This window comes from Actinomadura sp. WAC 06369, assembly GCF_003947565.1.
GTDB classification, from domain to species: Bacteria; Actinomycetota; Actinomycetes; order Streptosporangiales; family Streptosporangiaceae; genus Spirillospora; species Spirillospora rifamycini.
The window spans coordinates 1-25,089 of sequence record NZ_QHJN01000015.1; the positions used below are offsets into that span (position 1 = coordinate 1).

General features: G+C 71.9%; 25 protein-coding genes and 1 tRNA gene. 12 read left to right on the forward strand and 14 right to left on the reverse strand.

Annotated elements, in window-relative coordinates:
• Window positions 1-266 precede the first annotated feature (266 nt).
• The gene (locus tag DMH08_RS06485) at window positions 267-794 is read right to left on the reverse strand and encodes a hypothetical protein (protein WP_125612348.1); all 528 of its coding nucleotides are present in this window, start codon (window positions 792-794) and stop codon (window positions 267-269) included.
• 359 nt (window positions 795-1,153) lie between these two features.
• Between DMH08_RS06485 and DMH08_RS06490 the strand changes: the two genes are divergently transcribed.
• On the forward strand, window positions 1,154-1,615 hold the full coding sequence (locus DMH08_RS06490; protein WP_199747647.1) for an NUDIX domain-containing protein: 462 nt from the start codon (window positions 1,154-1,156) through the stop codon (window positions 1,613-1,615).
• Window positions 1,616-1,828: 213 nt separating this feature from the next.
• On the opposite strand, the gene DMH08_RS06495 is transcribed toward DMH08_RS06490, so the two are convergent.
• Window positions 1,829-1,902, reverse strand: a tRNA-Pro gene (locus DMH08_RS06495).
• 81 nt (window positions 1,903-1,983) lie between these two features.
• Window positions 1,984-2,904: a metallophosphoesterase gene (locus tag DMH08_RS06500; protein WP_125612349.1), complete on the reverse strand. Its 921-nt coding sequence runs from the start codon at window positions 2,902-2,904 to the stop codon at window positions 1,984-1,986.
• A 69-nt stretch (window positions 2,905-2,973) separates the two neighbouring features.
• On the opposite strand from DMH08_RS06500, the gene DMH08_RS06505 reads away from it, so the two are divergent.
• Entirely contained in the window at window positions 2,974-3,426 is a 453-nt protein-coding gene (locus DMH08_RS06505) for a GatB/YqeY domain-containing protein (RefSeq protein ID WP_026402965.1), read from the forward strand.
• A gap of 34 nt (window positions 3,427-3,460) precedes the next feature.
• Here the strand turns inward: DMH08_RS06505 and DMH08_RS06510 are convergent, their stop codons facing one another.
• Window positions 3,461-5,734, reverse strand: a complete 2,274-nt coding sequence (locus DMH08_RS06510) for a transglycosylase domain-containing protein (protein ID WP_051300788.1) — start codon at window positions 5,732-5,734, stop codon at window positions 3,461-3,463.
• Window positions 5,735-6,052: 318 nt separating this feature from the next.
• Here DMH08_RS06510 and DMH08_RS06515 point away from each other — a divergent pair, with 318 nt between their 5' ends.
• On the forward strand, window positions 6,053-6,364 hold the full coding sequence (locus DMH08_RS06515; RefSeq protein ID WP_026402964.1) for a WhiB family transcriptional regulator: 312 nt from the start codon (window positions 6,053-6,055) through the stop codon (window positions 6,362-6,364).
• Window positions 6,365-6,708: 344 nt separating this feature from the next.
• Here DMH08_RS06515 and DMH08_RS06520 read toward each other — a convergent pair whose 3' ends face one another.
• From DMH08_RS06520 to DMH08_RS06530, 3 genes are all read right to left on the reverse strand, one after another.
• On the reverse strand, window positions 6,709-7,668 hold the full coding sequence (locus tag DMH08_RS06520) for a DUF1152 domain-containing protein (protein ID WP_026402963.1): 960 nt from the start codon (window positions 7,666-7,668) through the stop codon (window positions 6,709-6,711).
• 74 nt (window positions 7,669-7,742) lie between these two features.
• On the reverse strand, window positions 7,743-8,897 hold the full coding sequence (locus tag DMH08_RS06525; protein ID WP_026402962.1) for an ArsA family ATPase: 1,155 nt from the start codon (window positions 8,895-8,897) through the stop codon (window positions 7,743-7,745).
• A gap of 256 nt (window positions 8,898-9,153) precedes the next feature.
• Window positions 9,154-10,149, reverse strand: a complete 996-nt coding sequence (locus DMH08_RS06530) for an ArsA-related P-loop ATPase (protein ID WP_233617438.1) — start codon at window positions 10,147-10,149, stop codon at window positions 9,154-9,156.
• Between the two features lie 256 nt (window positions 10,150-10,405).
• Here DMH08_RS06530 and DMH08_RS06535 point away from each other — a divergent pair, with 256 nt between their 5' ends.
• Window positions 10,406-11,455, forward strand: a complete 1,050-nt coding sequence (locus DMH08_RS06535) for a slipin family protein (protein WP_125612352.1) — start codon at window positions 10,406-10,408, stop codon at window positions 11,453-11,455.
• Here the strand turns inward: DMH08_RS06535 and DMH08_RS06540 are convergent.
• A complete protein-coding gene (locus tag DMH08_RS06540; RefSeq protein WP_233617439.1) occupies window positions 11,371-12,243 on the reverse strand; it encodes a helix-turn-helix transcriptional regulator in 873 nt (290 codons plus the stop codon). The genes DMH08_RS06535 and DMH08_RS06540 overlap by 85 nt on opposite strands.
• 73 nt (window positions 12,244-12,316) lie before the next feature.
• Here DMH08_RS06540 and DMH08_RS06545 point away from each other — a divergent pair, with 73 nt between their 5' ends.
• The 5 genes from DMH08_RS06545 (at window position 12,317) to DMH08_RS06565 (ending at window position 15,355) form a co-directional block, all read left to right on the forward strand.
• The gene (locus DMH08_RS06545; protein ID WP_034518221.1) at window positions 12,317-12,694 is read left to right on the forward strand and encodes a DUF4345 family protein; all 378 of its coding nucleotides are present in this window, start codon (window positions 12,317-12,319) and stop codon (window positions 12,692-12,694) included.
• A 74-nt stretch (window positions 12,695-12,768) separates the two neighbouring features.
• The gene (locus DMH08_RS06550; protein ID WP_021591512.1) at window positions 12,769-12,927 is read left to right on the forward strand and encodes a DUF4177 domain-containing protein; all 159 of its coding nucleotides are present in this window, start codon (window positions 12,769-12,771) and stop codon (window positions 12,925-12,927) included.
• 34 nt (window positions 12,928-12,961) lie between these two features.
• On the forward strand, window positions 12,962-13,423 hold the full coding sequence (locus tag DMH08_RS06555; protein WP_026402959.1) for a RidA family protein: 462 nt from the start codon (window positions 12,962-12,964) through the stop codon (window positions 13,421-13,423).
• Window positions 13,424-13,569: 146 nt separating this feature from the next.
• Window positions 13,570-14,406, forward strand: coding sequence for an NUDIX hydrolase (locus DMH08_RS06560; protein ID WP_026402958.1), 837 nt, complete (start codon window positions 13,570-13,572; stop codon window positions 14,404-14,406).
• Between the two features lie 166 nt (window positions 14,407-14,572).
• A complete protein-coding gene (locus DMH08_RS06565) occupies window positions 14,573-15,355 on the forward strand; it encodes an MBL fold metallo-hydrolase (protein WP_442778630.1) in 783 nt (260 codons plus the stop codon).
• A gap of 124 nt (window positions 15,356-15,479) precedes the next feature.
• Here the strand turns inward: DMH08_RS06565 and DMH08_RS06570 are convergent, their stop codons facing one another.
• The gene (locus DMH08_RS06570; protein ID WP_026402956.1) at window positions 15,480-16,166 is read right to left on the reverse strand and encodes a Crp/Fnr family transcriptional regulator; all 687 of its coding nucleotides are present in this window, start codon (window positions 16,164-16,166) and stop codon (window positions 15,480-15,482) included.
• Window positions 16,167-16,525: 359 nt separating this feature from the next.
• Here DMH08_RS06570 and nth point away from each other — a divergent pair, with 359 nt between their 5' ends.
• The 3 genes from nth to DMH08_RS06585 all read left to right on the forward strand — a co-directional run bounded on the left by nth (window position 16,526) and on the right by DMH08_RS06585 (window position 19,307).
• Window positions 16,526-17,182, forward strand: coding sequence for an endonuclease III (gene nth / locus DMH08_RS06575; protein WP_425248256.1), 657 nt, complete (start codon window positions 16,526-16,528; stop codon window positions 17,180-17,182).
• Between the two features lie 65 nt (window positions 17,183-17,247).
• On the forward strand, window positions 17,248-17,904 hold the full coding sequence (locus DMH08_RS06580) for an NUDIX hydrolase (RefSeq protein WP_034518219.1): 657 nt from the start codon (window positions 17,248-17,250) through the stop codon (window positions 17,902-17,904).
• A 221-nt stretch (window positions 17,905-18,125) separates the two neighbouring features.
• Complete coding sequence (locus DMH08_RS06585; RefSeq protein WP_026402953.1) at window positions 18,126-19,307, forward strand: MarP family serine protease; 1,182 nt, start codon at window positions 18,126-18,128, stop codon at window positions 19,305-19,307.
• 24 nt (window positions 19,308-19,331) lie between these two features.
• Here DMH08_RS06585 and DMH08_RS06590 read toward each other — a convergent pair whose 3' ends face one another.
• From DMH08_RS06590 to acs, 5 genes are all read right to left on the reverse strand, one after another.
• Window positions 19,332-19,781, reverse strand: a complete 450-nt coding sequence (locus DMH08_RS06590; protein ID WP_034518216.1) for a DUF309 domain-containing protein — start codon at window positions 19,779-19,781, stop codon at window positions 19,332-19,334.
• 71 nt (window positions 19,782-19,852) lie between these two features.
• The gene (locus tag DMH08_RS06595) at window positions 19,853-20,776 is read right to left on the reverse strand and encodes an alpha/beta fold hydrolase (RefSeq protein WP_026402952.1); all 924 of its coding nucleotides are present in this window, start codon (window positions 20,774-20,776) and stop codon (window positions 19,853-19,855) included.
• A gap of 28 nt (window positions 20,777-20,804) precedes the next feature.
• Window positions 20,805-21,236 carry a phage holin family protein gene (locus tag DMH08_RS06600; protein ID WP_125612358.1) on the reverse strand — a complete coding sequence of 144 codons (432 nt, stop codon included), beginning with the start codon at window positions 21,234-21,236 and terminating at the stop codon, window positions 20,805-20,807.
• A 148-nt stretch (window positions 21,237-21,384) separates the two neighbouring features.
• On the reverse strand, window positions 21,385-22,686 hold the full coding sequence (gene nhaA / locus DMH08_RS06605; RefSeq protein ID WP_233617441.1) for a Na+/H+ antiporter NhaA: 1,302 nt from the start codon (window positions 22,684-22,686) through the stop codon (window positions 21,385-21,387).
• A gap of 335 nt (window positions 22,687-23,021) precedes the next feature.
• The gene (acs, locus tag DMH08_RS06610; protein ID WP_125612362.1) at window positions 23,022-24,989 is read right to left on the reverse strand and encodes an acetate--CoA ligase; all 1,968 of its coding nucleotides are present in this window, start codon (window positions 24,987-24,989) and stop codon (window positions 23,022-23,024) included.
• Between the last annotated feature and the right edge of the window lie 100 nt (window positions 24,990-25,089).

Below are 25,089 nucleotides of genomic sequence, written 5' to 3' on the forward strand. Positions count from 1 at the left end.
ACCGAAGGCCGCCACCCGAACCCCACCCCCGGCACCCGCCGGACAGCGCCCTGACCTGCCCGGACACCCCCGGACACCCGACCAGAACCCACCCGGCACCGAGCCGACCACCACACTCAGCCACACCGCCCCCGGCAGCAGCCGACCGGACCGCCCCGTTCACCCCACCCTTCAGCAACTCGGTCCTCAGCCACGGAGAGCACACCGCCGGCGCCCCGAGTTCCGCGACCACTACAACGCGGCGTCCCGGCAAAACCTCGACTCGCTCAAGAGAAGGCGTTCTCGTCAGGGTAGAGACGGCCCCACCGCGGCCAACACTTCCGCAGGACCGGCGGACTGTCCTGGTGGCGAGGCCAAAGTCGCAACCGATAGGAGTCGTTGATCACCGTTCCACGGTCCCCGAATCCGCGTCCAGAGACCCGCATGCGGTATAGCCCGGGCGGCAATGATGCGCTGGCGCTCCTCGCACTGCCACCAGAAGGTTCGAAGACGATGCCGCCTTCTGGCGCGTCGAAGTCGATATCGACCTCGTGGTCCCAGTCGGCAGTGTCGGCCAAAGACGGTTCGCCGCTCCACAGCTCGACCCGCATCGGCGTTTCCCAGTTCCACTGCCCCGGCGTGACCAGGTCGATGCACCCACGGGAGGAACCTACATAGCGTTTGGTGTCCAATGCGTCATCCAGGGCATCGTGGAAGACGTTTATTTCCTCGGGATCGTCAGGCCACTCGATGTGGGAGTAGATGTAGATCTGGCCATAGTCGGTGGCGACCACGAGGTCCTGTGCGCTCGTCATCTCAGCGGCAGCTCGCCTTCGTCTTCACCATCGACCCGCACACCGCCGGGTTCTCACGAGACGATCTCCTCCACACCCTTCGGCAATACGGATACGGCGAGATCACCACCTGCGACGCGATGCGGCCGTTGCACACCTATCCCGTCTACGCCGCGCCCAGATCACCGGTCACCACCTACCGGACCTCCTGCATCCGCTGCGACACACGTCGCCGAACACCTGGCCGCCACCTCGCTACGGGTCCACGTTCCCGCCGACGACGGGCCGGAAGGACGCGCGTACATCGATGCCGCGATCGACACCCTTGACCGAGCCCTGAACTCCCTGTCCTCGACGCCTGGCCGGACTACCCTGCCAGCGTGACCACCGCATCGGGCCTCGACATCCAGCAGTCGCACGCCGACGCCGACCGCGACGGCATCGCCAAACTCGTGGTCGGTGCCATCGTCCACACCGATGGGCGAGTGCTCATCCTGCGCCGTTCCGCCGAGGACGCCTTCATGGCCGGCATCGAAGAACTCCCCTCCGGCGGCGTCGAGCCGGGCGAGGACCTCCTCACCGCACTCGAACGCGAACTCGCCGAAGAAATCGGCTGGACCGGACCACTCATCCTCGACCCGGGCGTCGTCGCCCACTTCGACTACATCTCCGGCTCCGGCCGCAAAGCCCGCCAGTACACCTTCGGCCTCGCCCACCACGGTCGGCCCATCACCCTTAGCAGCGAACACACCGCCCACCGATGGCTCCACCCCGCCGACCTGAACGATTCCGAAGTCACCCATGAGACCGCTCGAACAATCCGGGACTGGGCTGCCCTATGACGTCGGCCATCGCGACGAGGTGTACCTGGCCGCAAGCCGCAAGCTGACCGAACAGCTCAAGTAGGCCGCAGAGGGGCTATAAATGTCTCTCGGTGCTGGTCCGGGACGGACTGTGTCGGCGAGTAGGGGTAAGTCTCGCGGACGAATGACGGGCAAAAGATCTTGAGGCCGGTCTCCTGTGTGGAGATCCGGCCTCTGATCTGGCGGTTTCTGTCGGGGTGGCGGGATTTGAACCCACGACCTCTTCGTCCCGAACGAAGCGCGCTGCCAAGCTGCGCTACACCCCGGTTGGTGGCTGCCCGGGAGTCGTACGTTTCTCCCGGCGCCTAGACAACTCTAGCGGATGCGGAGGGGTGGTGCGTCCGCTTTTAGCGGGGGACGAGGGTGAGGAGGGAGGCTTCGGGAGGGCAGCAGAAGCGGATGGGGGCCTTCGGGGAGGTGCCGAGGCCGGCGGAGACGTGGAGCCAGGAGCCGCGGTGGCGGTGCAGGCCCTTGACGCGGGGGCGGTCGATGCCGCAGTTGGTGGCGAGGGCGCCGTAGAAGGGGACGCAGACCTGGCCGCCGTGGGTGTGGCCGGCGAGGAGGAGGTCGTAGCCGTCGGCGGTGAAGCGGTCGAGGTTGCGGGGTTCGGGGGAGTGCATGACGCCGAGGTGGACGTCGGCCTGGGGGTCGACGGGGCCGGCGATCTTGTCGTAGCGGTCGAGGTCGATGTGGGAGTCGTTGATGCCGCCGAACTCGATGTCGAGCTCGCCGACCTTGAGGCGGCCGATGCGGTTGTTGAGGTCGAGCCAGCCGGCGGCCTGGAGGGACGAGCCGAGTTCGCGGTACGGGAGGTCGGGTTCGCGCTTCTTCTTGGCGTAGTCGGACTTGCTCGTGCGCCAGACGTAGCGGAGGGGGTTCTTGAGGACCGGGGAGTAGAGGTCGTTCGAGCCGTAGACGAAGACGCCGGGACGTTCGAGGAGGGGGCCGAGGGCGTCGAGGAAGGCGGGGATGGCATCGCGGTGGGAGAGGGTGTCGCCGGTGTTGACGACGAGGTCGGGTTCGAGGGCCTCGAGGGAGCGGACCCAGCGGATGAGACGGGAGCGGCCCGGGGTGAGGTGCGCGTCGGAGATGTGCAGGATCTTCACCGGGGGGCGGCCGGGGGCGAGGACGGGGACGTCGAAGCGGCGCAGGCGGAACCAGTTCCGCTCGATCACCGAGGCGTACCCGAAGGTCGCGGCGCCCGCGCCCGCGAGGGTGAGGGGCACGGAGTACTTCTTTTGCACGGCTCTCCCTTCTCTGGTTTCCATGCTTCCAGACATGGGCGGCGCGCGGTAATCCCGATGAGAAGGCAGGTGCGGGGCGGGCAGAATGTGACCATGACCCTGAAGGAGAAGCTGGAGACCGACCTGTCCGCGGCGATCAAGGGGCGCGACGATGTGCGGACGCGCACGCTGCGGATGGCGCTCACGGCGGTGAAGAACGAGGAGGTCGCCGGCAAGCAGGCGCGGGTGCTGTCGGACGACGACGTCGTCAAGGTGCTCACGCGGGAGGCGAAGAAGCGCCGGGAGGCGGCGGCCGCGTTCGAGGACGCGGGGCGGACGGAGTCCGCGCGGGCCGAGCGGGACGAGGGCGTCGTGCTGGAGGAGTACCTGCCCGCGCAGCTGGGGGACGAGGAGCTCGCGGCGCTGGTCGCGGACGCGATCGCCGAGTCGGGGGCCGCGGGGCCGCGGGCGATGGGGCAGGTCATGAAGATCGTGAACCCGAAGGTGGCCGGGCGGGCCGAGGGGGGCAGGGTCGCCGCCGAGGTGAAGCGGCAGCTCGCCGAATGAGAAGGGGCCCGGCGGATGCCGGGCCCCCTTTTTTTCAGTCGCGTCTGCCGTTGCTCACGTAGAGGATCACCGTGCTGCCGGGGGCGGCCTCGGTGTCCGCGGCGGGCGACGAGGAGACGACCGTGTTGCGGGGGCGGTCCGAGGTCGCGGGGGCGATCTGGACCTTGAAGCCCGCGTCCTCCAGGGCCTTGCGGGCGTTGTTCAGCGGCTGGTTCGCGACGTTCGGGACCTGGGTGGTGTCGCCGAAGTGGCGGGACGGGGTGCTGAAGCCGGGGGCGGGCTCGCCCTGCAGGGCCTCGCTCATGCTGCGCTGCCAGATGGCGCCGGGGGTGTCGGCGCCGTAGACGCCGTAGACCTTGTACTGCCAGGGGCCGCGGAAGTCCCAGTAGGCGACGGCGGCGGCGAGGTTCGGGGTGTAGCCGGCGAAGTCGGCGCAGGTGTGGGCCTCGCAGGTGCCGGTCTTCGCGGCGGACGGACGTCCGATGTTGCGGCCCTTCGGGGTGCCCTTGCTCATGTTCGCGTTGAGGATCGAGTTGACCTTGTCGGCGACGTCCTGCTCGACGACCTGCTTGCACTCGTGCTTCGGCAGCTCGACGCGCTTGCCGGTGTGGTCGACGATCTCGGTGACGGCGAGCGGCGCGCAGTACTTGCCGCGGGCGGCGAACCCGGCGTACGCGGCGGCGAGGTGGACCATGTCGACGTCGTTGACGCCGAGGACCTGGGACGGGACGGGCAGGAGCGGCTGACCGTTGCCCTGCTTCATGCCGAACCGCTCGGCCATCTTGACGGAGTTGCAGAGGCCGACGCGCTTCTCGAGCTGGGCGTAGAAGGTGTTGACGGAGCCCCAGGTGCCGGTCTTGAGGTTGAAGGTGCCCGCCTGGCTGTCGCCCGCGTTGGAGACGGACGGCCAGGTGCCGCCGCCGAGGAGCTCACCGTTGTACTTCTTGCCCTGGTACGTCCCGTAGTAGGGGCATGCCTTGAAGCCGCTGATCGACATCGTCTCGGGCGACTTGATGCTGGTGTTGACCGGGATGCCCTGTTCGAGGGCGGTGGCGAGGGTGAAGACCTTGAAGGTCGAGCCGGCGGAGACGCCGGTGCCGCCGCCGTGCCGGGTGTCGGCCGGGAGGTTGATGGTGGTCTTGCCCTTGCCGGGGCCGAAGTGCTTGCTCAGGCCGATGGCGCGGACCTTGCCGGTGCCGGGCTCGACCATGGCCTCGGCGCCGACGCGGTTGCCCTCGGGGTCGACGATCTCCCGCAGGGCCTTGTCGACGGCGCGCTGCTTGTCCATGTCGAGGGTGGTGCGGACGGTGTAGCCGCCGCGGTTGAGCTTGTTGACGATGGACTGCTGCTCCTTCGCGTCCATCTCCCAGTACTTGCCGTCGGCGAGGGTGTTGAGGACGTCGTACTTCGCGTACTCGCAGAAGTACGGGGCCTGGCTCGTCTGGCAGCCGCCGACGGGCTCGGTGGGGTTCAGCTCGACCGGCTTGGCGGCGGCCTGGTCGGCCTGGGCCTTGGTGATGTGCCCCAGCTCGGCCATCCGCTGCAGGACGACGTCGCGCCGGGCGCGCGCGTCCTTCGGGTTGCGGTGCGGCTCGTAGGCGGTGGGGTTCTGGGTGATGCCGGCGAGCAGGGCGGCCTCGCCGAGGGTCAGCTTGGACGCCGGCTTGCTGAAGTAGCGCTTGGACGCGGCCTGCACGCCGTACGCGCCGCCACCGAAGTAGGCGATGTTGAGGTAGCCCTCGAGGATCTGGTCCTTGGACATCGTCTTCTCGACCTCGAGCGCGTAGCGCAGCTCGCGGATCTTGCGGCCGACGGTGGGGGCGGTGACCTCCTTGTACTCCTCCTGCGTCTGTGCGCTGTCGACCAGCAGGTTCTTCACGTACTGCTGGGTGAGGGTGGAGCCGCCCTGCGTGGTGGTGGAGCCGACGTTCGAGGCCAGTGCGCGCATCGTGCCCTCGATGTCCATGGCGCCGTGCTCGTAGAACCGGGAGTCCTCGATGTCGATCATCGCCTGCCGCATGATGGGGGCGATCTGGTCGAGCCGGACGGACTCGCGGTACTTGTCGAAGAAGGTGGCGAACGGCTTGCCGTCGGCGTCGTACAGCACGGTCTTCTCGGACGGCGGCGAGGTGTTGAGCTCGCTGTCCATCTCCTGGAAGTTGTTCGCGGCGTCGCGCGCGGTGATGCCCGCGCTCCCGACGCCCGGCAAGGCGACCAGGGCGACCAGTACGCCCGCGACGATGCCCGTTCCCAGCAGCTTGATCAGCGTGGTGAGGGCCTTACCCCGATCCGAATTCGCAACGCGCACGCGCTCTAGGGTACGCGGGACGACAGGTGCATACGGGACACGGCCGCCGCGGGTTCGGTGTCCGGCACGAGAAGTTCCGCCCGTTCTGTGGTCATCGTGACAACCTGGGCGGTGTCTCGCGCGTCAACTAGAGGTAACTAGTCCGTTCCGGCGGTATGGCCCTGGAGGGCTATATCGAGAATGGGCCCATCGGGGACTGTTGAAACGTCCCTCGCTTCCGTAAGTTCTTCCCCACGGCTTTCGTTTGGCGGCCTGACGTCCGCGCCCGTCCGGCCATGGAGCGCAAATCGACACAGACCCTAGGGGAGTGGGGCCAAGATGTGGATCACGGATTGGACCGCCCGCGCCGCCTGCCGTAACGCGGACCCGGACGCTCTGTTCGTGCAGGGTGCGGCGCAGAACCGGGCCAAGCTCATCTGCCGCGGTTGCCCGGTGCGGACGGAGTGCCTTGCGGACGCGTTGGACAACCGGATCGAGTTCGGTGTCTGGGGTGGGATGACCGAGCGCGAGCGACGGGCGCTGCTGCGGCGGCGGCCGGACGTGCGGTCGTGGCGCGACCTGCTGGAGACCGCCAAGGAGGAGTACGAGCGGTCGGCGGACGCCGACGAGGAAGAGCTCGTCGCGAGCTGACGGCCCGTCGGGCGGCCCCGGATCCGGTGCGGATCCGGGCCATGCGGCATTGCAACGGACACGGCGGCGGGCCCGCACCGATCATCGGTGCGAGCCCGCCGCCGTGCGCGTCCCGATCGGGTCCGTTCCCCGCGTGATGCGGTGAACTGCTATTTCGGACGACCGAAATTGAACGGTCGGGAACGGCGGGTGCGCGCCATCCGGCGATCGCCGCGCCCGGTCGTGTTCGCGCATGTCGCTGCGTTTGCCGGATGGCCTCGGGCGCGTGCGATGAACGGTCGGCTCGTCCGTCCGGTGGCGCCTTTTCGGTCGCCGAAGTGCATTGCGGACGACCGTTCCGTTCGTCAGTGCGGGTACTGGAGCGGCGGTCGGAAGCGCGGCAGGTCCGCGCGGAAGTCCGCGATGACGGAGTGGATCTGCCGCATCAGCGAGGTGCCCTCCAGCCGGTCGAGGTACAGGGAGCGGCGGGCGAGGCCGTCCAGGTCGACGGCGAAGTACATCGCCATCAGCGGGTTGATGAACAGCTCCCCGCCCCGGGTGCGGTCGGTGAAGCGGACGTCGCCGAACAACCCCCGGACGGCCGCGGCGATCGACCCGTTCACGATGCTGGGACGCGACGGCGTCGACGCCTGCGCGTGGTCCACGGCGTCCAGGTAGAGGGCCGCCTCCCGGCTGTCGAACGGGATGGACACGGCGCCCAGGTACGCGCCGTCCCGGGAGAGGGCCGCGAGGTTCTCCAGAACCTGCGCGTGGTTCACGCCGTGGTAGGCGTCCACACCGAACCCCAGGCAGACGACGAGTTTCTCTGCGACGTCCAGGCCGTGCACCGCCGCGAGGCTCGCCATGTCCTCCTCGGGCGTGCCGAGCCCCGCCTCGTCGCCGCGCATCAGGATGTCGGTGCCGCCGTCCACCAGGACGATCGCGTCCAGCTCCAGCTTCTCGACCAGGTGGGCGTAGGCGGCGCGCAGCGGCCGCACGCCGACCTTGGGGAACGCGTGGACGGTCGAGGGGAGCCCGTGGCGGTCGAGCCAGCGGGCCAGGGCGCCCTCGGGGAAGTACGGGTCGCGGCCGGGGGTGGCGGGCGTGACGGTTGCGACGTCGGCCTCGGCCCAGGCGTCCAGCGGCAGGCCGTCCAGGGAGCTGAACGACAGGTTCGCGAGATGCACCTCCTTGCCGTCGTCCCAGAGGGCGAGGGCGAGGGGCAGCCCGGCGTAGACGTCGAAGCCGCCTCCCGCGCCGGCCACCAGGATGCGGCGCGCGTCGCGGAGGCGCGTGAACAGCGGAGGTTCCTTGAGGGAGAACACGCCGCGAACCTAGACGAACGAGACGCCGTCCGGCCCCCGGTTTTCGATCGGGCGCCGGCGTCGCGGGCCGGGGGTCAGGCGGCGGACTCGTGGTCGCGGGCCGCCAGGTCCTCGCCGACGAGGCGCAGGCCGTCCAGGTCGTGGACGTCCTCGGCCTGCGCGGGCACGGCCGTCACCGGGACGGCCGGGTGCGTGGAGGCGAAGTTCTCGCGGAGGCGCTCCTCGCGGGCCGCGAGCTGCATGCGGTCGGAGTGCAGCCGCAGCAGCGCCGCCGTGAGCGCGTGGTCGCCGCGCTCCTCGAGCGTCTCGGCGGCGGCGAGGCTGCGGGCGGCCGACAGCCCGTCCGCGGCGGACTCGTGCACCCGGTTGACGACGAGGCCCGCGAGCGGCATCCGCTCCTCGGCGAGCCGCTCGATGAAGTAGGACGCCTCGCGCAGCGCGTCCGGCTCCGGCGCGGCCACGACGAGGAACGCGGTGCCGGGCGTCTGCAGCAGCTGGAAGGTCTTCTCGGCGCGCTCCTGGAACCCGCCGAACACCGTGTCGAACGCGGCGACGAACGTCTGGACGTCGCGGAGCAGCTGGACGCCGATGACCTTGTTGACGACCCCGGTGAACATGCCGAACCCGGCGCTGATCACCTTGACGCCGAAGCGGCCGCCGGTCTTCGCGGGCGCCGCGAGCATCTTCATGAACCGGCCGTCGAGGAACCGGCCCATCCGCTCGGGCGCGTCGAGGAAGTCGAGCGCGTTCCGCGACGGCGGGGTGTCGACGATGATGAGGTCCCAGGCGCCGGACCGGTGGAGCTGGCCGAGCTTCTCCATCGCCATGTACTCCTGCGTGCCCGACAGGCTCGAGGAGAGCGACTGGTAGAAGGGGTTGGCGAGGATCTGCTTCGCGCGGTCGGGATCGGCGTGCGCCTCGACGATCTCGTCGAACGTCCGCTTCATGTCGAGCATCATGGCGTGCAGTTCGCCGTCGCCGTCGATCTCGATCTTGCGGGGGTTGTTGTCGAGCTCGCTGAGGCCCATCGACTGGGCGAGCCGCCGCGCCGGGTCGACGGTGAGGACGACGACGTCGCGCCCGCGCTCGGCGGCGCGGACGCCGAGCGCCGCGGCGGTCGTGGTCTTGCCGACGCCGCCGGACCCGCAGCAGACGATGATCTTGGTGCGCGGGTCGTCCAGCAGCCGGTCGACGTCCAGCGCGGGCGGGGTCTTGGCGGTCGGGCTCATCGTCGGCTCGTCTCCCTCATCCCGCTCATGCCGTGCTCTCCGTGGCCACGCCCCCCGGCGGGCGGCATGAGCTCGCTCGGCAGGCTCCGCTCCCTCATGCCGTGTTGCCTGTGGGGGGACGCCCCCCCACGCCCCCCGGTGGGCGGCATGAGCTCGCTCCGCAAGCTCCGCTCCCTCATGCCGTGTTGCCTGTGGGGGGACGACCCCCCACGCCCCCCGGCGGGCGGCATGAGCTCGCTCCGCAAGCTCCGCTCCCTCATGCCGCGCCCTGTTCTCGCAGCGCCGCCGCCAGGTCGTACAGGCCGGCGAGGTCCATGCCGTCGGACAGCAGCGGGAGCGTGTAGCGGGGCCGGTCGATGGACTCCAGGCGCTCCTTCTCGCGGCGCTGCAGGGCGGTGCGGCGGGCGTGCTCGCCGGCCTCGGCGGCCAGCACCCCGGCGACGGCCTCGGCGTCGCGCTCCAGGCCGGCGGCCTTCACCCCGCGGACGATCTCGTCGACGTCGAGCTCGCCGGCGGCGGCGCGGGACCGGTCGTCCTCGGACAGGACGGGCGTGTGCTCCATGTTCACGATGACCGCGCCGATCGGGAGGCCGACGGCCTCGAGGTCGCGGATGCCGTCCATCGTCTCCTGGACGGGCATCTCCTCCAGCAGCGTGACGAAGTGGACGGCCGTCTCGGGGCTGCGCACGACCTTCATCACGGTGTCGGCGTGGTTGCGGACGGGCCCGACCTTCGCGAGCCCGGACACCTCGTCGTTGACGTTGAGGAACTTGGTGATGCGGCCGGTGGGCGGGGCGTCCATGACGACGGCGTCGTAGATGAACGAGCCGTCCTTCTTGCGGCGGCGCACGGACTCGCTCGTCTTGCCGGTGAGGATGACGTCGCGCAGGCCGGGGGCGATCGTGGTGACGAAGTCGACGATGCCGAGCCGGGTCATGGCCTTCCCGGCGCGCTTGAGGTTGTAGAACATCTCGAGGTACTCGATGAGCGCCTCTTCGGTGTCGACGGCGAGCGCGTGGACGTCCCCGCCACCGGGCGCGACGGCGACGCGGCGCTCCTCGTACGGGAGCGGCGGGCAGTCGAAGAGCTGGGCGATGCCCTGCCGGCCCTCGACCTCGACGAGCAGCACCCGGCGGCCGCCGGCGGCCAGCGCCAGGGCGAGTGCGGCGGCCACGGTGGTCTTGCCGGTGCCGCCCTTGCCGGTGACGACGTGCAGGCGCACCCCGTCCCAGTCGGTGTCTCTCGCGCTCACCCGATCGACCATATCGTTCGTCCGCCGCGAGCTTTAGAGGCCGTCGCGTCTCATGCAAGTGATCCCTGACACGATGTGCCCCCCGCTCGGGATTCGCGTGCGAACCGTTGTGTTCCGGCGTGCCCACGGGGTTAGCTGGGAAACGTGACACCGGCTCCCGGGCCGGCTCGTCCGGACGGGGTGCGCCCGCACCCGGCGGTCCGGACGGCGTCGCGGGCTCCCGGGGGGCGGCCCCGCGGGAGAGAGGTGCCCGAAGATGGAAGCGATCATCCTTATTGTGCTCCTGGGCATCGCCGTGGTCGGGCTGATGGTCGCGGGCTCGGCGATCCGGGTGGTGCAGCAGTTCGAGCACGGCATCGTGTTCAGGTTCGGCCAGGTGCAGCGCGGCGGGCAGTTGCGGCCCGGGGCGGTGCGGGCGCCGGGACTGACGGCGATCGTCCCGGTGGTCGAACGGATGCAGAAGGTCAGCCGCCAGACGATCACGATGGACGTGCCCGCCCAGGAGGGCATCACCGAGGACAACGTGAGCGTCCGCGTGGACGCCGTCGTCTACTTCCGGGTGATCGACCCGGTGAAGGCGATCGTGAACGTCCAGAACTACGGGTACGCCGTGTCCCAGGTCGCGCAGACGTCGCTGCGGTCGGTCATCGGGCAGGCGGACATGCAGGAGCTGCTCGGCGAGCGGCAGAAGATCAACGCCAAGCTGCGGTCGATCATCGACGAGATCACGCAGGACCCGTGGGGCATCCTCATCGAGCGGGTCGAGATCAAGGACGTGTCGCTGCCGGAGGGCATGAAGCGGTCGATGGCGCGGCAGGCCGAGGCGGAGCGGGAGCGGCGGGCGCGGATCATCGCCGCGGACGGCGAGTTCCAGGCGTCCAAGCGGCTCGCCGCCGCCGCGGAGATCATGTCGCAGGACCCGGCGGCGCTCCAGCTGCGGCTGCTGCAGACGGTCGTCGACGTGTCCGCCGAGAAGAACAGCACGCTCATCATGCCGCTCCCGGTGGAGGTCCTGCGGTTCTTCGACAAGATGACGAGCGACGCGAAGAAGACCGTCGAGGAGGAGCCGCGGGAGAAGCCGGACCTCGGCGAGCGGCTCGCGAAGGCCGAGCAGGAGCTCGCGAAGGCCGCCGAGGCGTCGTCCCCGGCGCTGGAGTCGCCCGAGGACGTCCCGCCCGTGATCGGACTGGACGAACCGGGCCGCGCGCGCACGGAAGGACGTCAGGGTGTCGCGGGCGGCGAGCCGGGCGCGACGCCCGCGACGGGGGCGCCGGAGGGCGAGCGGCGCGACCCGCCGCTCGACTGAGCCGTCGGTGCGGCGGGCGGTGCGTCGCCGCGGACGATGTCCGGTCCGACGGCGAGCAGCGCCGACGGCGTGAGGCCGAACGTGGCGTGGAAGGTGCTGCTGAGGTGGGACGGGCTGGAGAAGCCCGCCTCGACGGCGGCCCGGGTGAGATCGTGGCCCTCGGCCAGCAGCGCGGCGGCCCGCAGCATGCGCGCCCAGATCCGGTAGCGGCGGAAGCTCGTGCCCGTCTGCGCCTTGAACAGGTGCAGGAACCGGGAGACGGACAGGCCCGCTTCCGCGGCCAGCTCGCGTGCCGTCAGGGCGGACTCCGGGGCGTCGAGGAGCCGCTGGGTGGCCGCGCGGACACGTTCGTCCGATCCCGTTGGGGACGGGGCAGGGGCGGCGCGGGCGAGCCAGAGCGCGCCGTCCGCCGGGTGCCGTTCGTCCAGTCGGTGGGCCAAGCGCACTAGGTCCGCCTCCTGCCGGTGGGTGTGAGCCAGGACGTCGCCTTGGGGCATCTCCGTCCGGCAGGCATCGGCGTACGGGGAGGCGGGGTCGAGGTAGCAGAACACCATGCGCTCCCCGTGGGCGATGAGGCGGTGCGGGATGCGCGGCGGGATGAGGACGCTGCGCGCGGTCAGGTCCGGTCGTCCGGGGACGTGGACGGTGACGGGCGCGTCCACGCCCACGGCGAGGCAGGCGACCGAACCCGAGTGGACCCCGAGGCCGAGCGAGGGGCCCGCGTACAGGGCCTGCCCCGGCCACAGCCAGAGCCCGGCGCGGGAGCACGTTCGTGAAAGCGCGGGCACGGGACGGCGGCACATCCTTTCGGCGACGGGTCCTCGGACCGGGCCCGGAGCCTAGCCGAGTGGAGGTCCCGCGGTGCCCGCCGCCGTTTCCACTGCAGTGATCGTGGTCGTCGCCCTGTTCTTCCTCGGGATGGGCGTGTACGGGCTGGCCGCCCCGGGGGCGCTGATCCGGCCGTTCGGGATCGCGCTGCCGTCCGGGACGGCGCGGGCGGAGGTGCGCGCGGTGTACGGCGGGTTCGGCGTCGCGACGGGGGCGCTGCTGGTCGCGGCGGCGGCCGATGCGGGCGGCGTCCGGTCCGGGGCGGTGCTCGCGGTCGCGTGCGCGCTCGCCGGGATGGCCGGCGGACGGCTCGTCGCGCGGGCGTTCGACCGCTTCGGCGGCTTCTATCCCGGCTGGTTCTACTTCTGGGTCGAGGCGGTCGCCGCGGCCGGGCTCGTCGCGGCGCGCTGAACGGCCCGCCGGGCGGCCCGTGCGGCGGTGGGTTCGCGGGGCCCCGGTGCAAGCAGATCGCTAGGGTGATTGCCATGAAGAAGTGGGAGTACGCGACCGTTCCGCTGCTGGTGCACGCCACCAAGCAGATTCTCGACAACTGGGGCCAGGACGGGTGGGAGCTCGTCACCGTGCTGCCGGGCCCGAACCCGGAGAACCTGGTGGCCTACTTCAAGCGGGAAGTGCAGTCCTAGGCCCGTACGCGGGCGAGTCGAGGAGGGAGTGGCGATGAGCACACCCGAGGAGCGGATCACCGAGCTCGGGCTGGAGCTGCCGGAGGTCGTGCCGCCGGTCGCGTCGTACCTGCCGACGGCGCGGACGGGCTCGCTCGTCTACACGGCGGGGCAGATCCCGCTGGTGAAGGGGGAGCTGGGCGCCACCGGCAAGGTCGGCGCGGAGGTCAGCGCCGAGGAGGCGAAGGCGCAGGCGCGGATCTGCGCGCTGAACGCGATCGCGGCGCTCAAGGCCGAGGTGGGCGAGCTGTCGCGGATCACGCGGATCGTGAAGGTCGTCGGGTTCGTCGCGAGCGCGCCCGACTTCTACGGCCAGCCGGACGTGGTGAACGGTGCGAGCGACCTGCTGGGCGAGGTGTTCGGCGACGCCGGACGGCACGCGCGCAGCGCGGTGGGCGTCGCGGCGCTGCCCCGCAACGTGCCCGTCGAGGTCGAGCTGATCGCCGAGGTCGCCTGACGGACGTCCGGACGCTGGACGGGCCCGTCGGGGAGAACGCTGCTCTCCTCACCCGGATGCTGACTTCGGGTTGACGGAACGGCATTCGGTATGTCCGAATTGGCCGCCATGAGGATCACACGGCCGGCGAGGCGAGGGTGAACGGGCTGAAGCTGCCCGCGGAGTTCGTGGGGCGCATCGAGGACATCGAGGCCGGACGGGCCGCGCCCCCGCCCGCGCGGGACGCGGCGACGGTCGTGGTGCTGCGCGACCACGACCGGCACGGCCTCCAGGCGTTCATGCTGCGCCGGGTGCGGTCCATGGCGTTCGCGCCCGGCGCCTACGTGTTCCCCGGCGGGTCGGTCGACCCGCGCGACGGCGAGGCGTCGCTCGCGTGGTCGGGCCCGCCGCCGTCCGCGTGGGCGGCGGCGTTCGGCGCGACCGAGACGGTGGCGCGCGAGCTGGTGTGCGCGGCCGTCCGGGAGACGTTCGAGGAGACGCTGGTGCTGCTCGCGGGCCCGACGCCGGACACGGTCGTCGACGACACCCGCGGGGACGCGTGGGAGGCGGACCGGCAGGCGCTGCTGGATCGTTCCCGGTCGTTCGGCGGGTTCCTCGACAAGCGGGGCCTGGTGCTGCGGTCGGACCTGCTGCGCCCGTGGGCGCACTGGATCACGCCGAAGATCGAGCCGAAGCGCTACGACACCCGGTTCTTCGTGGCGGCGATCCCGGACGGGCAGCGCGCGCGCGACGTCAGCACGGAGGCCGACCAGGTGGCGTGGGTGCGTCCGGCGGAGGCCGTGGAGCGCGGGTGGGCCGGCGAGTGGATGATGCTGCCGCCGACCCTGGCGACGCTCACCGAGCTGGCCGAGTACGAGACGGTCGCGGACGTCCTGGCGGCCGAACGCTCGATCAACGTGTACGAGCCGACGGCAGAGATCGTCGACGGGGAGGCGTTCCTGGTACTGCCCGAGGACGTCGCGCACTTCTACCCGACCGGGTGACGGGGCCGTCGTGGGCGGCCGGGCGCCGTGGTCGGGCGCGGCCCGCGCGCGGCTGACGCGGGCCGCCGCGCTGCGGCTCGCGGGGACGTCCGCGCTGCGGCGCCTGGACCGGCTCGGGTGGAACCCGGTCGGTCGTCCCGCCCGCGTCTCAGGCAGGATGGGCGACATGACCGAGATCGACGGTATGGGAACCGAACGAGCGTTCTGCGTGCTCGCGCCGAATCCGTCCTCGATGACCCTCGACGGCACGAACACGTGGCTCGTCCGCGACCCGGACTCCGCCGAGGTCGTCGTGATCGATCCGGGGCCGAAGGACGACGTCCACCTGCGGCGCGTCGTGCGCACGGTCGAGTCGTGGGGGGCGAGGGTCGGGCTGGTCGTGCTCACGCACGGGCACCCGGACCACTCCGCCGGGGCCGAGCGGTTCGCCGAGCTGGCGGGCGGCGTGAACGTCCGGGCCCTCGACCCCCGGCACCGCCTCGGCGACGAGGGGATCGTCGAGGGGGACGTCATCACGACCGGCGGCGTCGAACTCCACGTGCTGGAGACGCCCGGGCACAGCGACGACTCGCTCACGTTCTGGCTGCCCGCGGACGGGGCCGTCCTGACCGGCGACACGGTCCTCGGGTACGGGACGACCGTCGTGGAGGGGCGGCTCGGGGACTACCTGGGCTCCCTCGACCGGCTGCGGACGTTCTGCGCGGACCGGGAGGCGGCGACGATCCTGCCGGGGCACGGCCCGAAGCTGGACGATCCGCTGGCGGCCCTCGACCACTACATCGACCACCGGCGCGAGCGGCTCGCGCAGGTCGAGGCGGCCGTGGCGGCGGGCGCCCGGACGGCGCGCGACGTCGTGGAGGTCGTGTACGCGGACGTCGACAGGACGCTGTGGCCCGCGGCGGAATGGTCCGTGCAGGCGCAGCTCGACTACCTGGACGAGCGGCGCTGACGCGGCGCGCGGACCCGGTGCGGCGCGCGGGCCGAGAACGGCCCGCAGGGCGCGGACGGCGGGCGGGCCGCCGGACGCGACCGGCCGGTCGCCGCGGTCGTCCGCCGCGGACCGGCCGGTCCCCTCACTTGGAGCGCTTGCGCAGCCGCTCGATGTCGAGGATGACCACCGCGCGGGCCTCGATCCGCAGCCAGTTGCGCTGCGCGAAGTCGGCGAGGGCCTTGTTGACGGTCTCGCGGGACGCGCCGACGAGCTGCGCCAGCTCCTCCTGCGTCAGGTCGTGGTGCACGTGCAGGCCCGCCTCGGACGGCTGCCCGAAGCGCTCGGCGAGGTCCAGCAGGGCCTTGGCGACGCGGCCGGGGACGTCGGTGAACACCAGGTCGGCCATGACGTCGTTGGTCTTGCGGAGCCGCTGGGCCAGCGCGCGCAGCAGCTGCACGGCGACCTCGGCGTGCCCGGTCAGCCACGGGCGGAGCTGGTCGTGGCCGAGCCCGGCCAGCCGGCACTCGGTCACCGCTATGGCGCTGGCGGTGCGCGGGCGGGGGTCGAACAGCGACAGCTCGCCGAACATCTCGCTGGGGCCGAGGACGCTCAGCAGGTTCTCCCGGCCGTCCGGCGCCGTGCGGGTCAGCTTGATCTTGCCCTCCACGACGACGTACAGGCGGTCGCCCGTCTCGCCCTCGTTGAACAGCGTCTGGCCGCGGGCGAGCCGCACCTCGGTCACGTTGGCGCGCAGCGCCTTGGCCCCCTGCTCATCGAGTGCCTCGAAGAGCGGGGCTCTGCTCAGAACGTCCACGTCGCGGTCGGTCACGCTTCTCCTCCTCGAAACACCAACATGCATAGTGTGACGTACGTCCCACCGCGTACGTGAAGGCAGGGCCACGGCGCGCCGTAACGCGGGGGCGTCACTTCGCGGGATCGTCACCACGACCCTGTTCGCCCAGTGTACGGACACCCGGGTGAATGCCATCACACCGGTCTCATCGCACTTAAACGGGCGTGCGGGTGCCGCCCGTCCGGCCGTCCGGGGCCTACCCTGGCGGCATGGCGACGAAAGCGGCCCGACCCTCCGGCGGACGGTCCTCGGACGCCCGCGCCCGGCCGCGGCCCCGGCGCGCCGGGCGGCGCGGGCCGGAGACCCGCCTCGGACTGGTGCGCCGGGCGCGGCGGATGAACAGGATCCTCACGGAAACCTACCCGGACGCGCACTGTGAGCTGAACTTCGGGACGCCGTTCCAGCTCCTGGTCGCCACGGTCCTGTCCGCCCAGACCACCGACAAGCGGGTGAACCTGACCACCCCGGCGCTCTTCGCCAAGTACCCGACGCCCGAGGACCTCGCCGCCGCCGACCCCGAGGACGTGGAGGCCCTGCTGCGGCCCACGGGGTTCTTCCGCGCCAAGACGAAGTCGGTGATGGGGCTGTCCGCGGCGCTCGTCGAGCGGTTCGGCGGCGAGGTCCCCGGACGCCTGGACGACCTCGTCACGCTCCCCGGCGTCGGCCGCAAGACCGCGAACGTCGTGCTCGGCAACGCGTTCGACGTCCCGGGCATCACCGTCGACACGCACTTCGGGCGGCTCGTCCGCCGGTTCGCGTGGACGGAGGAGACCGACCCCGACAAGGTCGAGCGGGAGATCGGCGGGCTGTTCCCGCGCAAGGACTGGACGATGCTGTCGCACCGGCTGATCTGGCACGGGCGCCGCATCTGCCACGCGCGCCGCCCCGCCTGCGGCGCCTGCCCGCTCGCCGACCTGTGCCCGGCGTTCGGCGAGGGCCCCACGGACGTCGAGACGGCCGAGGCGCTCGTCAAGCCCGGCCCGTTCTCGTGACCGCCCCGCCCGCGCCCGGGGGGGCGGGCGGGAAGCAAAACGGCCGACACGGAGTTGAGATCAACGTGACCGAGATCGCCTCCTGCCCCGACTGGCTCGACCGTTTCCGCGCCAACGCGGTGCGGCTGCCGGTGCCGCCGCGGTTCCGGCCGGCCCCGGACGCCCGCGCCGCCGCCGTGCTGATCCTGTTCGGCGAGGGACCGGACGGCCCGGACGTGCTGCTCACCGAGCGGGCCGCGACCCTCAACAAGCACGCCGGCCAGCCCGCCTTCCCCGGCGGCCGCATCGACCCCGAGGACGACGGCCCGGTCGCGGCGGCGCTGCGCGAGGCGTGGGAGGAGGCGGGCGTCGAGCCGTCCGGCGTGGACGTGCTCTGCACGCTCCCGGAGCTGTACCTGTCGCGCAGCCGGCACCGCGTCACGCCCGTCGCCGGCTGGTGGCGCGAACCGTCCCAGATCGCCCCCGGGCATCCCGGCGAGGTCGCGACCGTCGCGCGGGTGCCCATCGCCGAGCTCGTCGACCCGGCGAACCGGCTGACCGTCCGGCACCCCTCCGGGCTGAAGCTCGGGCCCGCGTTCAAGGTCGGCGGGATGCTCGTGTGGGGGTTCACCGCGGCGCTGCTCGGCGAGGTGCTGGCGGCGGGGGGCTGGGACCGCCCGTGGGACGCCGGCCGCGTCGAGGACCTGCCGCAGGACGTCCTCGACCTCGCCTCCCGCGGCTGACCTGCGCCGCCGCGCACGGCCGCGGGCCGCGGCGCCCGCGCCGTCCGTCCGCGCCGTCCGTCCGCCGAGCCGCAGGTCAGCGGGCCGCGGCCGGGAGGGGCACGGTCGGTGATCGTTCCGTATCGCCCCCGGTGGTCACGCGGGGCGGGGGAAACTGGTCCGGCGAGGGGACGTGAGAAGGCGACCTCGGGCTATACGGTGAAGCGGTGCTGGACGACCATATGCTCGATCTGATCCTCCTCGGGCTCGTCGTGCTGTTCGGCGTCTCGGGCTACCGGCAGGGTTTCATCGTGAGCCTGCTGAGCTTCGCGGGCTTCGTCGGCGGCGGCGTCGCGGGGGTGCTGATCGCTCCCCCGATCGCGGAGTCCGCGGTGGACGGGGCGGCGCAGCAGGCGCTACTCGCGATCGTCGTCGCGTTCCTGTCCGCGACGTTCGGGCAGCTCATCGCGTCGTCCGCGGGGGCCGTGCTCCGCAACCGGGTCACCGGGCTGAACGCCCGCACCGCGGACGCGGTCGGCGGCACGTTCGTCAGCTCGCTGTCGCTGCTGATCGTCGCGTGGTTCTTCGGCAGCCTGGTCGCGAACTCGGAGTTCAAGCCGGTCCGCACCCAGGTGAAGGGCTCGTCGATCATCAACGGGATCGACGAGGTGATGCCCGGCCAGGCGCACACCTGGTTCACCTCGTTCCAGGGCTTCGTGAAGAACAGCGAGTTCCCGCAGGTCTTCAACGGGCTCGGCGGCGAGTCGGTGGTCGAGGTCCCGCCGCCGGACGACGCGGTCCTGGCGACCGGCGGGCTGCGGGACGCCCGCAACAGCATCGTCAAGATCGTCAGCACGGCGCCGCAGTGCCAGCGCCGCATCGAGGGCACCGGGTTCGTGTTCGCGCCCGACCACATCATGACGAACGCGCACGTCGTCGCGGGCGCGCGCGGGCCGTCCACCGTGGCGAACCGCACCGGCGAGACCGCGAAGGGCGAGGTCGTCCTGTACAACCCGAGCCGCGACATCGCCGTCCTGTACGTCCCGGGCCTGGACGCGCGCCCGCTCGACTTCGAGATGGAGGCCGAGGTGCGCGACAGCGCGATCATCGCGGGCTTCCCGAAGAACGAGCCGTTCAGCGCGAGCGCCGCCCGGATCCGCGCCCGGCAGACCGCCAAGGGGCCCGACATCTACCACACCGGCCAGGTCGCCCGGGAGATCTACGCGATCCGCGGCAAGGTCGAGCCGGGCAACTCGGGCGGCCCGCTGCTGTCCGCCGACGGAAGCGTCTACGGCGTCATCTTCGCCGCGGCGCTCGACACCCCCTCCACCGGCTACGCGCTCACCGCCGAAGAGGTCGCGGAGGACGCCCGCACGGGCGCGCGCGCCACCCGGCCGGTCTCCACCCAGAGCTGCTCCGACTGAACCCGTGAGCGCCCTACTGGGGCGTCACAGGGTGAGCTTGAGTTCGACCGGGCCGTCTTCAGGCGTGTCCACGAGCGCGCGAGCGCGCCGCACGACGCCTTGGACGTCGATCGCGTGCGGGGGGTCGGCGGCGTACGGCTCCAGCCGGTCCGCGGCGCGGCTCAGCAGGGCCCGCGCGCCCCGCGCGTTGCCGCGGCGCAGGTGGGTGACCCCCACGGCGACCTGGGCCAGCCCCCGCCACAGCTCCCGCTCCGGGTCCGGGGCGTCCTTCCAGGCGGCCTCCAGCACCTCGTGGGCGTGGAAGGGGCGGTCGTCGTCCAGGAGCCGCTGCGCCTCCCGCAGAGCCTCCGACGGCCGCATGCTGAGGTCGTCCGGCATGGTGGGGATCCCGGTCGCGCCGTGCGGCAGCGGACGCCCGTACGCGTCGCGGGGCCGCGCGTTGCGCGGGCGTCCCGATTCGTCCCGATCCCGCATGCCTCCACCGTACGCGCGCGTCCCGCACGTCCGGACGTCCGGGCCGTGCGGCGCCCGGGGCACGGGGGCGGTCAGCGGTCGGGTTCCGGGTCGGCGAGCCAGCCGAGCAGGTGCGCGTCGAACTCCTCGGGCCGCTCCTGGTGGGGGAAGTGCCCCGCGCCCTCGATGAGCCGCCACCGGTACGGCGCCGCCACGTACTGCCCGGACCCCTGGGCGCTCTCCGGGAGGATGCACTTGTCCAGGGCGCCGTGCAGCTGGAGCGTCGGAGCCTGTACCGGGGCGCGCATACGGTGCGCGTAGCGGATGCCGTCCGGACGGGCCTGCGACCGCAGGAACCACCGGTGGTACTCGAGCGCGCTGTGCGCCACCCCGGGGATCTGCGCGGCCCGCCGGACGAGCCGTTCCGTCTGCGTGTCCGGCCAGTTCGGCCCGGACCACTCGTGCAGCAGCCGGCCGACGAGCGCGGCGTCGTCCCGCACCAGGCGGCGCTCCGGCAGGACCGGGAGCTGGAAGCCGAACGAGTGCCGCGCCGCCCACCCCTGCTCGCGCGGGCTCTCCCGGAGCGACCGCCGCAGCCGCAGCGGATGCGGGGCGCCGGCGACCGCGAGCCGCTGCACGATCTTCGGGTGGTAGACGGCCATCGTCCAGGCGAGCAGCCCGCCCCAGTCGTGCCCCACCACGATCGCGTTCGCCTCGCCCAGCGCCCGGACCAGCCCGGCGGCGTCCCCGGCCAGCGTCACCAGGTCGTACCCGCGCGGCGGCTTGTCGCTGCCGCCGTAGCCGCGCAGGTCGATCGCCGCCGCGCGGTAGCCCGCCGCCGGCAGCGACACGAGCTGGTCGCGCCACGACCACCAGAACTCGGGGAAGCCGTGCAGCAGGAGGACCAGCGGCCCCTCCCCGGCCTCGGCGACGTGGAACCGCGTCCCGCCCGCGCTGATCGCGCGGTGGGTCCACGGGCCGTCGACCTCGATCAGTGACGCGTCGTGCCCGGGCATGGCCCGTCCCCCTGCCTGCCTGCCCCGCTCAGTCCGTCAGCGCGGGGGTGTCGGAGCCGCCGCGATGGCGCAGCGCTCCGGGTGTGTCCTTCAACGTGCGGCGCGTCCGCTTCGCTCCCTCGATCTTGCCGATGAGGCGCTTGGCGATGAGGCCCAGCACGACGGCGAGCAGACCGTACAGGACCGCGACGATCAGGAACGCCAGCCACGGCCAGATGCCCAGCTCGATCAGCCCGAACGCCAGCGAGATCGACAGCAGGATCACGATGATCCCGCCCATCACCGCGGCGATGACGAGCATCACGCCGCTGACCGCGCCCTTCTTCGCGTCCGACTTGAGCTCCATCTTGGCCAGCTCCATCTCCGCCCTGACCAGGTCGGACACGTTGCTGGACGCCAGCGCGACGAGATCGCCGAGGGACTTGTCCTCGACGCGCTCGCCCGGCGTTGCCTCGGACATATCGCTCTCTCCTTCCAGCGCCCCCGACTGCCACGGCGTCCCAGCCTGGCAGCCGGACGGCGCGTCCGGCCACCCGGTGTCACCGCGTCGTCCCGGCCGGTCGGCCCGGCCGGACGGCCCGGCGAGCGGGTCCGGCCGGTCGGCCCGGTCAGTCGGAGAGCTGCGCGCGGGCGCGCGTCCTCCTCCGGAAGACGACGGTGGCGGCCGCCGAGGCGAGCACGCTCGCGATCAGGACCGCAGTCGTCACTCTCTCCAATTGTGACGGGTCGGTATAGGCCAAACCGCCGATCAGCAGTGAAACGGTGAATCCCACCCCGGCGAGCATCGCGACGCCCGCGATCTCCCGCCAGTGCAGTTCCGCCCCCAGCGTCGCCAGGCCGAACCGCACGGCCAGCCAGGCCCCGCCGAAGACACCGATGAACTTACCGACCACCAGACCGACGATCACGCCCAGGGCGATCCGATCGGTGAACACGTCCCCGAGCGCGGACACGCTGAGCGTCACGCCCGCCGACAGGAACGCGAACACCGGCACCGCGAACCCCGCCGAGAACGGGCGCAGGAAGTGGTCGGCGCGCTCCGCGTTCGTCGGACGTCCGTCCGGGGACTCCCGCGGGCTGGTGAGCATCCCGAGCGCCACCCCGGCGACCGTCGCGTGCACGCCGCTGCGCAGGACGCAGTACCAGGCGAGGAGGGCCAGCGGCGCGTACAGCCACGGCGACCGGACGCCTCGGGCCTGCAGCGCCCCGAACACCGCGATCAGCGCGACGCCGAGGGCGAGCCAGCCCCAGTCCAGTGTGTCGCTGTAGAACAGCGCGATGATCGTGATGGCGATGAGGTCGTCCACGACGGCGAGGGTCAGCAGGAACGCGCGCAGCGGCGCGGGGCACGCCGAGAACGTCACCGCGAGCACGGCGAGCGCGAACGCGATGTCGGTCGCCGTCGGGATCGCCCAGCCCCGCGAGGCGCCGTCCGCGCCCGCGCTGACGATCAGGAAGAGGACCGCGGGGAGCACGACGCCGGCGGTCGCGGCGAGCACCGGGAGCGCCGCGTCGCGCGGGTTGCGCAGCTCGCCGTGCGTGAGCTCCTCGCGGAGCTCCAGGCCGGCGAGGTAGAAGAAGACCGCCAGCAGCCCGCCGGACGCCCAGTGCGCCACGTCCATGTGCCCGATGTTCAGCCAGTGCGGGCTGATCTCGAACTTCTGCAGGTCGTAGTAGGCGTCCGACCAGGGCGTGTTGGCCCAGACGAGCGCGGCCACGGCGGCCAGGAGCATGATGACGCCGCCGACCGTCTCCAGGCGCAGCGCTTTGGCGACCTGCCCGCCGTAGCGGACGGTGGGGCGGAACGGCCAGACCGCGGCCACCGGACGGCGCGAGCCGTCGGTGCCTTCGGTGCCGTCGGAGCGGGCGGAGTCGGTGGTGCGGTCGGGGCGCGTGGACGGGCGCGGCAAAAGGACTCCCGGAGCGGTGGACGGCATGATGAAGAGCCGTCCCGCGGGGATGTCACGGGCCGGACCCTGCCGACCAGACTTCCCGGCACACCTTCCTGCACCTTACCCGCAAGATCTCCGACGAATCATCGTGAATCTGTGCGAAATCGCCCACATTCGACCATCGGGTCGACCTGGGGCGGAATCATCCGCGCCGGGCCGAACCGGGGCGAAGGGCGGAACAACCGGTGCGGCGAAGGGCGGACGTGCGGGCGCGGGACGGACGAGCGGGGCGCGGGTGCCCGCGCCTCGCTCGTCCGTCCGTCCGTGCGTCGGTCAGACCCTCCGGGAGGGGGTCAGTCGTCGGACTTGGCGCTCGGCAGCTTCTCGGAGATCAGGTCCATGACCGTGCTGTCGGCGAGCGTCGTGACGTCCCCGATGCTGCGGTTCTCGGCGACGTCCCGCAGCAGCCGCCGCATGATCTTCCCGGACCGCGTCTTCGGCAGCTCCGGCACGATCATGATCTGGCGCGGCTTGGCGATCGGCCCGAGCGTCTTCGCCACGTGGTCGCGGAGCTCCTTCAGGAACTCCTCGCCCTCGACGTCGCCGCCCGCGCTGCCGCGCGGGATCACGAACGACACGATCGCCTGCCCGGTCACCGGGTCCGTCGCGCCGACGACCGCCGCCTCCGCGACCTTCGGGTGCGACACCAGCGCCGACTCCACCTCGGTCGTCGAGATGTTGTGCCCCGACACCAGCATCACGTCGTCGACCCGGCCGAGCAGCCAGATGTCGCCGTCCTCGTCCTTCTTGGCGCCGTCGCCCGCGAAGTACAGGCCCTCGAACCGCGACCAGTACGTCTTCACGTACCGCTCGTCGTCGCCCCAGATCGTGCGGAGCATCGACGGCCACGGCTCCTTCACCACCAGGAACCCCCCGCCCCCGTTCGGGACGGAGTTGCCCTGGTCGTCCACGACATCCGCGGCGATCCCCGGCAGCGGCCGCATCGCCGCGCCCGGCTTGCCCTCGGTCACCCCCGGCAGCGGGCTGATCATGATGCCGCCCGTCTCGGTCTGCCACCAGGTGTCCACGACCGGCGCCCGGCCGGCGCCGATGTGCTCCCGGTACCAGACGTACGCCTCCGGGTTGATCGGCTCGCCCACGCTGCCGATCACCCGCAGCGACGACAGGTCGTGCGCCGCCGGGATGTCGTCGCCCCACTTCATGAACGTCCGGATCGCCGTCGGCGCCGTGTAGAAGATCGACACCTTGTACTTGGCGATGAGCTCCCACCAGCGGCCCTGGTGCGGCGTGTCGGGCGTCCCCTCGTACATCACGCTCGTCGCGCCGTTCGCCAGCGGCCCGTACACGATGTACGAGTGCCCGGTCACCCAGCCGATGTCGGCCGAGCACCAGTACACGTCCGTGTCCGGCTTCAGGTCGAACACCGCGTAGTGCGTGTACGCCGTCTGCGTCAGGTACCCGCCCGTCGTGTGCAGGATCCCCTTCGGCTTACCCGTCGTCCCCGACGTGTACAGGATGTACAGCGGGTGCTCGGCGTCCACCGGCTCCGGCGCGTGCTCGTCGCTCTGCCGCTCCACGACGTCGTGCCACCACACGTCCCGCTCGTGGGCCGCGACCTCCTCGCCCGTCCGCCGGACGACCAGCACGTGCTCGATCGACGGCGTGTCGGCGACGGCCTCGTCCACCGTCGCCTTCAGCGCGGACGGCTTGCCGCGCCGGTACCCGCCGTCCGAGGTGATGACGACCTTCGCCCGCGCGTCGTCGATGCGGGTGCGCAGCGCGTCCGCCGAGAACCCGCCGAACACGACCGAGTGCGTCGCGCCGATCCGCGCGCACGCCAGCATCGAGATCGGCAGCTCGGGGATCATCGGCAGGTAGATCGCGACCCGGTCGCCCTTGCGGACGCCGAGCTCCAGCAGCGCGTTCGCGGCCTTGCTCACCTCGCGCTGCAGGTCGGCGTACGTGAGGGTGCGGGTGTCGCCCGGCTCGCCCTCCCAGTGGAAGGCGACCTTGCCGCCGTTCCCGGCCTCCACGTGCCGGTCGACGCAGTTGTACGCGACGTTCAGCTCGCCGCCCACGAACCACTTCGCGAACGGCGGATTGCTCCAGTCGAGGACCTGGTCCCACGGCTTGGACCACGACAGCCGCTCCGCCTGCCGGGCCCAGAAGCCCTGCGGGTCGGCGGCCGCCTCCTCGTAGGCGTCGGCCTTGACGTTCGCCGACTCGGCGAGATCGGCCGGGGGGGCGAAGCGCCGCGTCTCCTGCAACAGGTTCGACAGTGTCTCTTGGCTCTGGCTCAACGCAGTACTCCTCGCTTGCTGAGACGGGTCGCCCGGTATGCCCACTCCACCAGGAAGGTCCCGCTCTCACAAGCCGTGTTCCCGTGTGTCGAGGGCGCGG

Bases quoted from the DNA above. Each gene is read 5' to 3' on its own strand.
- DMH08_RS06485 (WP_125612348.1), bottom strand. From the start codon at position 794: ATGACGAGCGCACAGGACCTCGTGGTCGCCACCGACTATGGCCAGATC.
- DMH08_RS06500 (WP_125612349.1), bottom strand. From the start codon at position 2,904: ATGGAAACCAGAGAAGGGAGAGCCGTGCAAAAGAAGTACTCCGTGCCC.
- DMH08_RS06505 (WP_026402965.1), top strand. From the start codon at position 2,974: ATGACCCTGAAGGAGAAGCTGGAGACCGACCTGTCCGCGGCGATCAAG.
- DMH08_RS06515 (WP_026402964.1), top strand. From the start codon at position 6,053: ATGTGGATCACGGATTGGACCGCCCGCGCCGCCTGCCGTAACGCGGAC.
- DMH08_RS06525 (WP_026402962.1), bottom strand. From the start codon at position 8,897: ATGAGCCCGACCGCCAAGACCCCGCCCGCGCTGGACGTCGACCGGCTG.
- DMH08_RS06535 (WP_125612352.1), top strand. From the start codon at position 10,406: ATGGAAGCGATCATCCTTATTGTGCTCCTGGGCATCGCCGTGGTCGGG.
- DMH08_RS06550 (WP_021591512.1), top strand. From the start codon at position 12,769: ATGAAGAAGTGGGAGTACGCGACCGTTCCGCTGCTGGTGCACGCCACC.
- DMH08_RS06555 (WP_026402959.1), top strand. From the start codon at position 12,962: ATGAGCACACCCGAGGAGCGGATCACCGAGCTCGGGCTGGAGCTGCCG.
- DMH08_RS06565 (WP_442778630.1), top strand. From the start codon at position 14,573: ATGACCGAGATCGACGGTATGGGAACCGAACGAGCGTTCTGCGTGCTC.
- nth (WP_425248256.1), top strand. From the start codon at position 16,526: ATGAACAGGATCCTCACGGAAACCTACCCGGACGCGCACTGTGAGCTG.
- DMH08_RS06585 (WP_026402953.1), top strand. From the start codon at position 18,126: ATGCTCGATCTGATCCTCCTCGGGCTCGTCGTGCTGTTCGGCGTCTCG.
- DMH08_RS06590 (WP_034518216.1), bottom strand. From the start codon at position 19,781: ATGCGGGATCGGGACGAATCGGGACGCCCGCGCAACGCGCGGCCCCGC.
- DMH08_RS06595 (WP_026402952.1), bottom strand. From the start codon at position 20,776: ATGCCCGGGCACGACGCGTCACTGATCGAGGTCGACGGCCCGTGGACC.
- DMH08_RS06600 (WP_125612358.1), bottom strand. From the start codon at position 21,236: ATGTCCGAGGCAACGCCGGGCGAGCGCGTCGAGGACAAGTCCCTCGGC.